Annotated in this window: 9 protein-coding genes; 4 read left to right on the top strand and 5 right to left on the bottom strand. The window is 53.8% G+C overall.

What is annotated here, in order from left to right; genetic code table 11:
- Nucleotides 1–16 precede the first annotated feature (16 nt).
- The 5 genes from KF752_16415 to KF752_16395 form a co-directional block, all read right to left on the bottom strand.
- A complete protein-coding gene (locus KF752_16415) occupies nt 17–3,418 on the bottom strand; it encodes an efflux RND transporter permease subunit (protein MBX3423142.1) in 3,402 nt (1,133 codons plus the stop codon).
- A complete protein-coding gene (locus tag KF752_16410; GenBank protein MBX3423141.1) occupies nt 3,408–4,514 on the bottom strand; it encodes an efflux RND transporter periplasmic adaptor subunit in 1,107 nt (368 codons plus the stop codon). Before KF752_16410 ends, KF752_16415 begins: the two co-directional genes overlap by 11 nt.
- A gap of 33 nt (nt 4,515–4,547) precedes the next feature.
- On the bottom strand, nt 4,548–5,087 hold the full coding sequence (locus tag KF752_16405) for a rhodanese-like domain-containing protein (protein MBX3423140.1): 540 nt from the start codon (nt 5,085–5,087) through the stop codon (nt 4,548–4,550).
- Nucleotides 5,088–5,326: 239 nt separating this feature from the next.
- Entirely contained in the window at nt 5,327–5,887 is a 561-nt protein-coding gene (locus KF752_16400) for a rhodanese-like domain-containing protein (protein ID MBX3423139.1), read from the bottom strand.
- A 74-nt stretch (nt 5,888–5,961) separates the two neighbouring features.
- Entirely contained in the window at nt 5,962–6,306 is a 345-nt protein-coding gene (locus KF752_16395; protein MBX3423138.1) for a winged helix-turn-helix transcriptional regulator, read from the bottom strand.
- A gap of 402 nt (nt 6,307–6,708) precedes the next feature.
- Here KF752_16395 and KF752_16390 point away from each other — a divergent pair, with 402 nt between their 5' ends.
- From KF752_16390 to KF752_16375, 4 genes are all read left to right on the top strand, one after another.
- Complete coding sequence (locus KF752_16390; protein ID MBX3423137.1) at nt 6,709–8,508, top strand: redoxin domain-containing protein; 1,800 nt, start codon at nt 6,709–6,711, stop codon at nt 8,506–8,508.
- A gap of 245 nt (nt 8,509–8,753) precedes the next feature.
- Nucleotides 8,754–10,508 carry a PQQ-binding-like beta-propeller repeat protein gene (locus tag KF752_16385; protein MBX3423136.1) on the top strand — a complete coding sequence of 585 codons (1,755 nt, stop codon included), beginning with the start codon at nt 8,754–8,756 and terminating at the stop codon, nt 10,506–10,508.
- Nucleotides 10,509–10,847: 339 nt separating this feature from the next.
- Nucleotides 10,848–12,356, top strand: a complete 1,509-nt coding sequence (locus tag KF752_16380; protein ID MBX3423135.1) for an amidohydrolase — start codon at nt 10,848–10,850, stop codon at nt 12,354–12,356.
- 153 nt (nt 12,357–12,509) lie between these two features.
- A complete protein-coding gene (locus KF752_16375; protein MBX3423134.1) occupies nt 12,510–13,409 on the top strand; it encodes a hypothetical protein in 900 nt (299 codons plus the stop codon).
- Nucleotides 13,410–13,414: the final 5 nt, after the last annotated feature.

Genomic DNA, 13,414 nt, shown 5'->3' with positions numbered 1-13,414 from the left:
CAATGGTGCCCGAACGCTACTGAGCTTGGCTAGCAGAAGATTCTCGATACAACAGCCAGTAGACTGTTGGAATAACGATCATGGTGAACAAGGTCGAAGCAAAAATACCAAAGATGATCGCCCAAGCCAATCCCGAGAATACCGGGTCCAGCGTGATGACCCAATTGGCCAGCAAGGTAGTCCCTGCAGTCAGCAGGATGGGGCGTGTTCGAATCGCCACGGATCCTATGATGGATTCCTGTAAGCTCATACCCTCGCCGACTGCCATTTGAATAAAGTCGATTAGTACAATCGAATTGCGAATCACGATTCCAGCCAAAGCGATCATGCCAATCATGGCTGTGGCCGTAAAGAAGACCGGGTTCGGATGGCCACCGATGGGTCTGTCAGTAATCATATTCAAGGCCCAAAAGCCCGGCATAATGCCTATGGCACTCAAGGGTATCGCCAGCATTAACAGTATCGGTAAGAACCGCGACCCGGTCTGAAACATCAGCAGGATAAAAATCAGTATCAAGGCTGCGGCAAACGCCAGCCCAAGATCGCGAAACACATCCAAGGTAATATTCCATTCGCCCTCGCCAGCCCAATTGACTTCCATGCCATCTGGTACGGACCAGGGGACGCCTCCGCCCAGTGAAAGCCAGGACCGCTGGGAAAGCGGGCGTGGTTGGGCATTGTCGTCAACCAGTGCCACCGACCGATTGGGCTGCTGATCCCACAGGACATCAATGATCACATCGGCTGGCGGGCGACCAGCTATCTCCGCGTAGACAAATACCACCCGGCGCAGATTCTTGTGGTAAATCGTCTTGTCTTCGATTCGCTCTACAAAGCGTCCCAGGGCACCCAGTTGGACGTTGTGGCCGCTGTCACCTTGGACATATATCTCTCGCAAATCGTCGATGGCTGAGCGGTCAGCTTTGGGTAGCTTCAATTCAATCCACAATGGTTCCACTTCGCCAGGAATGTTCAAAACCGTCGCTTTCAATCCATCAGCGGCAATGGCTAGGGTGCGCGCGATGTTTTCTGTCGAGATGCCTGACAGGGCGGCTTTGGGCTTGTCGGTCTGGAACACGTAACGAATCTGATCGTCTTCGCTACTAATGTCTATGTCCACTACGCCGGGTTCTTGATGCAGTCGCCACTCGATATTGCGGGCAGCTTCAATGATCTGTTGATAACGACTGTCAGGCTGTCCATAGACTTCCGCTGTAATCGTTGAAAGAACCGGTGGTCCCGGAGGTACCTCGACCAGTTTTACATGGGCACCCAACGACTGACCCAACTTGGTTACTTCATCGCGAATTCGCAGCAATATCTCGTGCGACTGCTGAACGCGCTGCTGTTTGTGCAGCAGATTGACCCGAATATCCGCCAAGTGTGGTCCCTGTCGAAGAAAATAGTGTCGGACCATGCCGTTGAAGTCCATCGGGGAAGCTTCGCCGACAAAAACCTGATAGTCACGAACTTCGGCTACACCACTCAAATAACGTCCCAAGCGTCGAGCCACAGCATCTGTTCGTTCCAGAGTAGTGCCTTCCGGCATGTCAATCACGATCTGGAATTCATTCTTGTTGTCGTACGGTAGCATCTTGAGCGGCACCTGCCTCAGCACCACCGGCAACATGGCCATCATCAGTAACAGCGAGACTACTCCCAATACCCCCCAAGCAATCCAGTCGCTGCGCAAAATCGGGCTCAACAGGAGCTTGGACATTTTATAAAGTGGTTGTTGCGACGCATCGAATTCGCCGGTGCCATACGTTTGTACTTGTGACCCGCGAAGTACAACCATCGCCAACCAGGGCGTAATCGCCAAAGCGACCAGAGTAGAAATCGTGACCGTCAGTGGCACATTGAGAGCCATTGGAGCCATGTACGGTCCCATCATGCCAGTGATAAATGCCAGCGGAAGAAAGCTGGCGATAATGGCCAGGGTGGACATGATCAGCGCGGGCTGCACCTCCTGAACGGCTCGCAGTACCGCTCGTCGAATTGGCAGTGTTTTCAAGGAGAAAAAGCGAGCGATGTTCTCTACGTTGGTAATGGGATCGTCCACCAGCAGTCCCAGCGACAGAATCAGCGCGAACATCGTGACGCGATTGATCGTGTAGCCTGCCAACAGGTTGACGAACAGGGCCGCGCTATAACAAACCGGTATGGCCATAGCGACCACCAGCGCCGGCCGCCAACCCATGACCATGCCGATCAATCCGACCACAGTGATCACAGCTACCAGCAAACTCATCACTAGCTCGTTAACTTTTTCATTTGCTGTTTCTCCGTAGTCACGAGTGATTCGATAATGCACTCCCTCCGGAAGATGCGACCGCGACATTTCTTCCATACGCTGAGCCACCGTTTGAGCAATCCATACGGCGTTACTACCTTTCCGTTTGGCGACGGTAAGGTGAACCGCAGAGTATAGATCAGTCGTATTTCGACTTGCGACATTCGGTTCAGCTGCGCCAAAGCCCATCCAACTGTAGGATTCAGCTTCCGCCGGGCCATCGATAACGGAGGCCACGTTTTTTAGGTACACCGGTCGATCAGCAACAACGCTGATGACCAAGTCTTCCAGGTCGGTAATTTGGCGGATAAATGTGCCTGCCTCGACGATGAATTGCTGGTTCTGTTGGCTGAATTGCCCAGCGGGCAGCGAAACATTGGCAGCTTGCAATGCACGCACCACCTGCAACGATGAGGTTTGATGAGCTGCCAGACGCTGGGTGTCCAATTCAACGGTTACGCGCCGAGGCCGACCGCCAACCACCAGAACGCGATTCGTGTTGGGGATGGACTGCAGCTCGCGTTGCATCTCTTCGGCAATGCGCCGCAGCTCGTGATCACTGTACTGAGCCGGTCGCTCGGACCACAACGTAGCAACCACAATCGGGACGTCATCGATTTCAATGGGCTTGACTACCCAAGACTGGACGGCTGGCGGTATTTGATCGATTGAGGAATTGATCTTGTTGTAGATTTTGACCAGCGAATCCTCGCGGTTTTCACCTACGTAGAAACGAACGGTCACCACGGCTTGACCCGGTCTGGACATCGAATAGACGTACTCGACACCATCGATTTGATACAACAGCTTTTCTAGCCGCTCGGTTACCTGCCGTTCGACCTCTTCAGCCGACAATCCTGGTGCACCAATAAAAACGTCCGCGATGGGTACCACGATCTGTGGTTCTTCTTCACGCGGAGTCAGAATTAGAGCAGCTAGTCCCAGCAGCAGCGTCACTACCGTCAGCAGTATGGCCACGTCGCCGCGCAAGAGCGCGCTGACAATGCGAGTCAAAAAGGGCAGATTGTGGGTGGAGTCGCTAGTATCAGAAGTGTCTTGAGAACCCAGTTCATCGTGCGAGTTATTGCCGGAGTTGTGGTCGGAGCACGGAATGTCATGGGACATGGTGGTCTCCGGTTCGCAGGATGACTCGCTCGCCCGCCGCCAGTCCGCTGAGAACCTCTTGTCGGCCTGGTATTCCGATCTGGCCCGTCTTGATTAACCGGCGTTCGATCGTGCCGTCCGGCAGAACTACATCGACGAATTCAAGCTGCCCGATGCGAACCACCGCATCCATATTCAGGCATAAGTGGCGCCGCTCGCCAGAGGGCATTCTCAGCCGACCGAACATTCCCTCGTAAAGGTCCTCTGCTTGCGGCAAACTGGCCTTTACCAGAAAAGTGCGGCTCGGCGCGTCCGCCTGCGGAACAATCTCGTCGATGGTTGCGGTGACTTCTCGGCTGAGTGCATCGATATAGACTTTCAGTGTGTCGCCGGTCCGCAGGGTGACTGCCAGGTGTTCCATGACCGGTGCTTCCAGTCGTAGCGAGGTGGCATCATACAGCACCAATAAAGGCTCGCCGGGCCGAGCCACATCACCCGGTTCGGCCAGGCGATCGACAATTCGACCTCCCTTGGGGGCCAAAATGGTCGTATAGGAGAGCATCACTTCAGCTTCGGCAATTGCTTCGCGAGCCCGCGATTGTTCGGCTGAGGCTACCTGCAAGTCGCGATTGGCCTGATCAAACTCCGCGCGGGAGATGGCCTTTTGCTGCAACAATGTTTCTGCTCGCTGATAATTGCTTTGAGCTAATAGACTGGATGCGATTGCAGAATCCAAAGCTTGCCGAGCTTGATCCAAGCGGGCGCGATATTCGCGACTGTCGAGTAGGACCAACGTCTGGCCAGGAGTTACCACATCACCGGCGGCAACGCTGATCGATTCGATCGTTGCCAGCAACTTGGCGGAGAGTATCGTGCGGCTAGAGGCTTTCAGGGTGCCGACCGCCTCTTCAATGGTCGCCTTGTTAACTTCATGCACTTCATCTGTAGGTTCCCCGCTGAATCGCAGTTCATCCGACGCGACGTGTCCAGGAGGAACCTTAGAAACGAACATTCCAGTCAGCCAGGCAATCGTCATCACCAACACAGCCAGTCCCACAGCCACAATCGTGAATCTGCGTGCTGCACGTAGCCAGAGCTTCAGGTTTGCTAATTTCACTGGTTCCTCCTCTGCCATTTGAACGGGCAGGTACTAGATAGTGACCTGCTGGTATTTGGCAGGTAAATCGAAACAGCCTCCATTGGTGTGAAATCGGTTAGTACGTTCACCCTTGAGGGTCACTAGCGGCAGTTCGCTGTCCACCCATTGGACAATGCTGCCGCGATAGCTTGTGATTGTCCAGCCCTCTTCGGCAAGCCGCCTCCAAAATTCTTCACATCGCCCGCCGATGGTGCAGTGGGGCATGACTACCAGTCCTTGATATCTTTCAGTGTTCCTGTGGAAATCGTTCTGAGAGATAGTTCCAAGGATAATCGATACTGACATCTCACGATTGGAACGAACATCGACCAGCACGAACTTCGCAGGTGGAGGTACCTGTCCTTCGGATTCGGATTTTTCCAAGGCAGACATTCGCTCAAGAACCAGTTTACTCAGTTGTTCGGTTTCAATCGTTCCGACCCTCTGTCCCACCACAGGTCGCACACTTTGTGCCAAAACCGGAATGGAGCAGAAAACAGATCCACTGATTAAGACACTCATCAAAATCAGCAGTCGAAAATTTGTCGACATAGTATGCTCCTTTCATGCTTTGACCAAATTTTTTCTTCGTTGCACGGTAAGCGTTCACGCGATTCGTAGGACAAGGTCACGGGGGCAGCAAGTTGATCGCGAATTCAATCAGGAATGCTGGAACCAGTTCAGTCCCGCGACCGGCGGCTCATCATCGCGCTGGCATCATCTACCGGTCGGTCGCGTGATGAAGGGCGATTGTTAAGCCGCTGGTGGGCCGGCGGGTCCCGCTACAGCTACTAGGTGCTACAACGGCTCCCGGTATCCTGAACATTGTTCCAAGGCATCTTGGCTAACAGCATGCCCAACATGCAGCAGTCGGTAATGCCGGCCAAAAACAGCCCCGATCCCATCAGCGCGGGGATAATTGCCCACAACACGTTGCCTGACAGCAGCGCCCCGAAGGCCCCGGCGGCAGCTAGACCACCGGCCACAATTCGACCTTGCCGCTCCAAGGATACAGCTTTTTTGCCGCGAACTACCGGCAACCCCGCAGCGACCCAGGCATCGGTTCCTCCTTCGACGTTAACCACGTTCGTAAAGCCGGCGTCGATGAACTTTTGGGTTGCTTTCATCGACCGCCCACCACTCTTGCAAATGACATACAACGGCTGGTCGCACGAGCCGCTCCTGTGCCGCATGATTTCGCAGGGATCACAACGATCCAGCGGCACGTTACGAGCCATTGCGGCGTGCACGTCGCCAAACTCGGCCGGTGTGCGCACGTCCACCACCTCCACCTTGCCGCGAGCCTCCAGTTCCGCCAGTTGCCCAACAGAAATCGTCTTTACCTGACTCATCATTGAATCTCCTGCTTGTTTTTGTGCCATAATATCGCGATATTACGATATTATACGTTAAATAAAAGCGATCCCTAGCTGCTAGATTTGGTACTCAAGAATCGCGATTCGACGCAGGCCAGTATGTTCGCCAAGTGCGGTTCTGCGATCCGATAAAACACTTGACGCCCATCGCGGTCACTGGCCAAAAAACCACAGCGTTGCATCAGCCGCAGATGTTCGGAGGCCACGTTGTCTGGGACATGACAATCTTCAGCCAGTTGCCCCACGGTGTAACGGCCGTGGAGCAAAAGCTGCACCATCCGCAGCCGAACCGGATGAGCCAGCGTCTTCAAACACTCAGCCGCCTCAGCAAACAACTCCACGCTGCCAAAAGGCTTGTTTGCCTTCTGTTGGACCACCCCTTTTTTGGACTGCATACTCACACCTCACGCTCCAAATATATCGTCATGTCGCGATATGTCAATGGTGGGTTTTCGGATATTCCATGGATTTTGGTGCCAACTGTCGCCTTAGCGGACACCCCGGAACAGCTGCCGTGGATCCGGTCAGTTCTTTGTGCATGCCCTAGCGGTCGCGGTTCGCTGCCTGGTTGCACGCGCCCGCAACCACAGGGTTGAGATCAACTGCTCGCCGACCGTCTGGTGGCGAGTTGACTGCGGGGCAATTCGCGCGGTAATCAGGACGAATCCACACCTTTTCGGTGTTGCAGCGTAGCCAGTTTCGGATAGGCTTACAGCTGTTGGCAACCAGCTTTGTGGTGCTCTGCGCTCCATTGCAAGCGGTTGGAAGGTTGTTCACCTGACTTTGGGAGTCGTAAGATGATTGGGAAGCTCGCCCCACTAGCTGCGGTTTTTTGCTTATCGCAGGCTGTATTGGCTAATGAAATTCGTCAAAAGGCGGAAGAGTCCAATCGCTTGCCCGTGATTGGTCGAACGATCACAGATTTTGTGCTCAGCGATTTTCGCGGCAAGCAACACTCGCTGTCCAGCTTGGCCGACAAGCCTGTGGTGGTAGTCTATTTCTTTGGCACCGATTGCCCATTAGCCAAGCATTACAGTCTGCGGCTCGGGAGGATGAGCGCGGAGTATGCTGACAAGGGCGTCGCCTTTATGGGCATCAACAGCAACGTCCAAGACAGTCTTGCCGAGATTGAAAACCACGTTCGAGTTCACAACGTTGAGTTTCCAGCTCTTAAAGACGTGGGCAACCTAGTGGCAGATCAGTTCGGTGCGACTCGCACACCCGAAGTGTTTGTCCTGGATGCTAACCGCAAAATTCGCTACCAAGGGCGGGTGGACGCGCAGTACACGTTCGGTTCGGGCGTCGGACTAGCGGCTCCAGCCGAGAAGCGTGCGGACCTGCAGATCGCTCTCGATGAACTACTAGCCGGGAACGACGTGTCCGTACCAACCACCGAAGCCAAGGGCTGTATCATCGGCAGGGTGCGTCCACAACAGTCCGATAGCGACATTACGTATTCCAATCAGATCGCGCGTATCTTTCAACAGCGTTGTCTCGAATGTCACCGCGAGGGCCAGATTGCTCCGTTTGCGATGACCAACTACAGCGAAGTCGCTGGTTGGGGCGAGATGATCGCTGAAGTTGTAGACCAGCAGCGTATGCCACCCTGGCATGCTGATCCAGCCTTTGGTCATTTCCAAAACGATAGTCGCTTGAGCGATCTGGAAAAGGAGCAGGTTTTGGCTTGGGTTGACAAGGGCTGTCCCGAAGGTAATCCAGCCGATCTGCCCGAACCGATCCAGTACAACGACACGTGGCAACTTCCAGGCGGGCCGGACGAAATATTCTATATGTCGGAAGAGCCCGTTCTGGTGAAAGCCGAAGGCAGTGAGCCTTATCGATACTACGTTGTTGATCCTGGCTTCAAAGAGGATAAATGGGTTCGACTGGCCGAAGCGCTTCCAGGCAATCGGGCTGTGGTTCACCATATCATCGTGTTCATACAGCCACCCGGCAGGGCAGTGCGTGATCACGGAGAGACACGATTGCTCGTGGGGTATGCTCCTGGGACACGTCCTGGGGCCTACGGCGATGGCTGGGCCAAGAAAATTCCGGCTGGCTCCAAGCTCGTGTTCCAAATGCACTACACGCCGATTGGCTCCGAACAGACCGATCGAAGCATGTTGGGTTTAGTTTATATCGACGAATCGGAAGTCACTCATCAAGTAGTGACCACCAACGCCATCCGCATGGATTTTGTGATTCCGCCTAACGCCAAGGATCATCAGGTGGTTAGCACTCGAGAGCATACTCGCGATGGCTATCTGTTATCCATGTTCCCGCACATGCATATCCGAGGATCGGCATTTAAGTACGAATTGGTGACTCCCGATGGCCAGAGTCAGACTCTGTTGAATGTGCCCATGTACGACTTCAACTGGCAGAATCATTACACGCTGGCAGAGCCAATGTTTATTCCCAAGGGGTCGAAGATGGTCTGTACGGCTTGGTATGACAACACAGCGGATAATCTGGCCAATCCCGATCCGAATGTCTCAGTTCGTTGGGGTGATCAGACCTGGGAAGAGATGATGATTGGCTGGCACGATATCGCATACCCACGTCAATCGGGCGAGTCGGAACAACCGGGTGGCTGAGAGTTGATTGATATGAACCAAGCCCTGGCTTGTGTATTCACTCGTACTTGAACGTAGCCTGATTGGAGCACCACTATTCAGCCCGTTGCTGACGGGCTGGATGTATTCCATGCAAGATACAGTTGCCCAAGAATTCATCGAATACGAATACCTCGATGCTCAAGACGAGTCTCGGCAAGGCACGGAATTGTTAGGTACGTCGCATAGACAATAGAAGAATCTTTTAGTCAACGTCGAGGATCCCGATGAAGCTCTTGGCTGCTGTTGCTATGTGCGTTCCGATCTTCTTGGCGTTTGGAACATCAGCCAGATCGCAAATTCAAGATGCGGCAAATATGCGGCTTGCCGCAAAACCCATTCAGCCGGGAGATTGGGCGAGCTACAACTACAGTAATAATGGCTGGCGTCTGAACGACCACGAGAAGCAGCTCAATCGCCAGTCCGTCGAGCAGCTCGAGTTGCACTGGAAGTTTCCCGCCGAGCGTGATACGGAGGTCTGTGGTGTAATCCATGCAACACCATCTGTGGTGGATGGCTTCGTCTATTTTGGTACTGCCACGCTTCCCAAGTTCTATTGCCTGGCTCCGAACGGAGAAATAGCTTGGGTCTATGACCTGAGCCAGCATCGAGAGAATCGCCAGCGACTTTTAGATGATTCGATTGGGCATCTCAGCCCTGAAAACGGCGTCTATGTTTCTGCGCTGGTCACTGAAGGGGGTGTCTATTTTGCTGATGTCGCGGGTGTTATGTACGGCCTGGATCGCGTTACGGGTCGGGAATTATGGACAGTCGATTCGCACGCGAAAAACTTCCCAGGGGCGCATCAAGCCAATACGGTGATGGGTTCTCCCATGCTGGTGCATGACACCGTGGTCTTCGGTGGGGGAGCGTTTGAGCATGCTGCGGGAGCTATGCGAAATTATGAGTGTTGCAACGGTCGCGGTTTTGTAATTGCCATTCATCAGCACACTGGGCGGATTGTGTGGAAGTACGATGTCGGACCTGAGCCGGAGAGGTTCGATCCGCCTTATGTCGAGACCGACGAGCGCGGGGAGCATGCTTTTCATTACGGCCCCTCGACATCCAGCGTTTGGAGTCCCGTCTCGTTCAATCCTGAAAGCAATTTGGTGTTCTTTGGTACCGACGTTCACAATTCGCCGCGCAAGCCCACGGACGATGATCCGCGCAACTATACCGAACACTCAGCCGCAGTGATCGCAGTGGATGCTACCGATGGCACCCAGCGCTGGGTCAGCCAAGTCAATCCCGGCGATGTATGGAATTACTCGCGGCCGCTCTGGGATGCGGAGCGAAAAATGTACAAAGACCAGTCCATTGGGGATACTCCCAAGATCTATACGATCCAAGTTGATGGGCAGACAATTCCTGTGGTTGGTGTCGGCTGCAAAAACGGTGGCTACTATGTGATAGATCAGCGCGACGGCAAGATTCTCCACCATACACCGCTCTACAAAGAACCTCCCAACGATGATCCACATCCCGATCCACGAGTATTGGCCTTGCCGAGTGCTATCGGAGGCTTGCAGACAGGCTGTGCCACGGATGGTCAGCGCGTCTTTACCAACGGCATCGACAATTTTCCAGGACAGAAGCGCCGTCAGATACCCACCGGTGGCAGGGTCACAGCGATCTCGTTGGATGCGACGCAAGAGTTTTGGAGACACGAGCGTCCCAAGATTCCTTGGCTGGGCGGCACTGCTGAAAATCCCAGGTATACCAATGTGGGCGACCCGGTCGTGGCCGGAATTTCATTGGCAGGCGGCGTGGCATTTTTCAATGCGGTCAGCAGCAATTTACTGGTGTGTTTGGATACACAAACCGGCCAAGTGCTGAAAGAAATTCCCATTGGTCCTGTGCTTTCTTCTCCGGCAATTTCCAATGGCAAAGTATATGTTGGTACGGGAAACACTCTGTTCGGCATGATGTCATTTCCAACCAGCAAGACCGGTCAGCTGTTAGTTTTTGGATTGCCCAAGTAGGGCATGTGCCACAGGCCAATGGCTGCCTGGCATTGCCTGAGAAGGGTCAAGCAGGCCACACACAACGCCTATCAACTCCTGTACAATGACGGTTTTCGCATTCAGATCATACAGATTCAAACGTCAACGTCCCGAAGTTACCGATTGCGCAATTTTGATTTGTGGGGTGGGACAAGCTGGGCCAGTGCAACCTGGTGTTACACCCGAATGCATGCGCGAAAGACGATTCCGAGCGTTCGTATGTAATTGGATTGACCTCGCGCCGGCCTACCACTGCCGCTCAACCTAGACCTTCAAACATCTCAATCTATCAATCTATTCCAAACAAGGACTACTTCCATGTGGGTTCCCAAGTGGCAACGCGACCAACAGCAAGGTGTCGACTCGCCGATTCCAACGCAGCCTGTGTCCAACGAAGAGTTCATACCGCGACCTCAATCCCAGCAACAAAAGCAGTGGGAATCGTTGATTGGCGAGTTGTCCGAGAAGAATGCCAAACGCGTCGGCATGTCGCGTCGCGATTACATGCGTACGTCGATGGGCATGGCCACCGCCTTCGTCGCGTCCAACATGGTATTTGGTCCGAATTGGGAAGTCGAAGCGGCCGAAACGGTCGAACCGGAAGCTACCGAGGAAAAGTTTCCCAAGGGTGAGTATTTCATCATGGATGTGCAAACCCACTTTACCGACGGCATCGCCATCGGATTCCGCAATATGGAATTCGTCAAGAACATGGGCTTTGACCTGAAAGAGACGCCAGATGCCTACAGTTTTGCCAACTTTGTCAAAGAAATTTACTTCGACAGCGAGACCAGTATCGCGGTCATCTCGGGCGTTCCCGGCAAGGAAACCAACAAGAAACATGAGGGCGTCGAGGTCGAAGGTCGAGGTCGTGGCGGCGGTATATTGCCCAGTTGGTTGATGTCCCAGCGCAAGAAGGATATCAATGAACTGGCAGGTGGTCGCCGCGCCTTCTGCCAAGGAAATTGCGCGCCTAATCACTACTGGGATAAAGAGGCTAACAAGCCAGATTTCCCAGCTCTCTTCGAACAGATGGAGCGGGAAGTCAAGAAATACGGAATCGACAGTTGGAAATGGTATTGCCACACTGATCCCGGGCGCAGCGGTAACGGCTTCCGCATGGACGACGAAGCCGTGGCATATCCGTTTTTCGAGAAATCCAAGGAACTGGGGCTCAAGATTTTCAGCGTTCACAAGGGATTTGCCGCGCAGTCGCGGACGCTGGGCCATTTTGCGCATCCAGGTGATATCGAGAAGGCCGCTAAGGACCATCCTGATATCAGCTTCATCGTCTACCATTCTGCGCTCAAGCATGGACCCAACGAGCCGCAGTTCAACGAAGAGGGCTTTTATGATCCCGAATCAGGCGATTTTGCCTGGCACGCAGACCTAATGAAAATCAAACAGCGCAATCCAGATTTGAACAATGTCTATCCGGAGATAGGGTCGTCGTTCGGAGTCTTGGCGGTTTCGCATCCCGAAATGTGCCAGCATTTGATCGGCAAGAACGTCAAGTATTTCGGTAGTGACCACGTCATCTGGGGAACCGACTGTCTATGGTGGGGGGCTCCACAGTGGGTCATCGATGCCATGAAGCGCTTCCAAATCAGCGACAAGCTGTGTGAGAAGTTCGGCTACCAGAAGTTGACCAAAGAAGACAAGGCCAAGATTTTTGGACTTAATGCCGCCAAGATTTACAACTTCGACGTCAACCAGCAGCTCAAGGCGCTGCCTGCCGATACGCTCAGTCGCATTAAGACCGCGTATTTGGACAGGGGCGGCCAGCGCGATAACGCAGCTGCCGGCTGGGTTCGCGCCGATGTGTGACTGCCGTTATGCGAATGGGTAGCTAGGTTTGTCACGTTTGCCATGCGAGTCGTTGAAGTCTCTTGCTGTTGGGTTGCCTGCTGCTGGGCTACGTTCTGGAGTCTAGGCTGCGGCCAGTCCGCGGCAGACGAGCCTCACGTTCAGTCAGCCGACTTGAGCAGCCAACTCGTCCACTGGGGCAGCGATCACATTGGTCGCCCGACCCCTGACTATATCACTGGCGATGAATGCCTATTTTGTCATCGCAGTATTGGAATCACTTGGCCTCAAAATCCACATCAGACGACCATGCGTCTCGCTGATTCAGTGCCAGCGGAAATACAGTCGCTGGCAGCGCGTGAACCACAGGCGGCTGGGCAAGTAGATTTTGTGTTGGGAGCAGATCGTCTGGTACGATTCCTGCGACGCTCTGGTGCTTATGGTCAGTTGGAGATGTTGTCAGCTGGCCTCAACCCTGAGGGGCATCTGATCCATGAGGAAAATGTCCATTGGGATGGCAAGCGGTTTGGCCAGCGCTGTATCGGCTGCCATACGACGGCGGTCGATTCTCAGCAACAGACTTTCGCGGCCACTTCATTGGACTGCTTTGCCTGCCACGGCGAAGTGGTTTTGGAACATACCGGCGACATTTCTAAAGTACTGCTGTCGGGGCATCCGCAAGACCCGTTGGTTGTCAATTCCATCTGCTGTTCATGCCATCTACGTGGCGGCAAGTCCCAGACCACGGATCTGCCGTATCCCAATGCGTTCGTGCCCGGCGATAACCTATTTCGCGATTTTCAAGTGGATTTATCCGACTCGGCGATTGCTGCGCTACCAGCTATGCAGCAACATATCTATGTCAGTGGCCGCTTGGTCGGTAGTGGTGCTGAAGAGCCCTCGTGCATCGACTGCCACAGCGTGCATGGCAAACAATCCGACCGGCACATGGAGTTGAAGGACAGCGCTATTTGCAGTGCCTGCCACGTTTCAGGTTCTGACAACAGCCAATTAGTCGAAGCGGTTCGACAATACGATCGACGAAACACCCGAAATACTATCTGTGACTATTAAGTTTA

Source organism: Pirellulaceae bacterium (assembly GCA_019636385.1).
GTDB lineage: Bacteria > Planctomycetota > Planctomycetia > Pirellulales > Pirellulaceae > Aureliella.
This window is presented reverse-complemented; position numbering and strand designations above follow the sequence as displayed.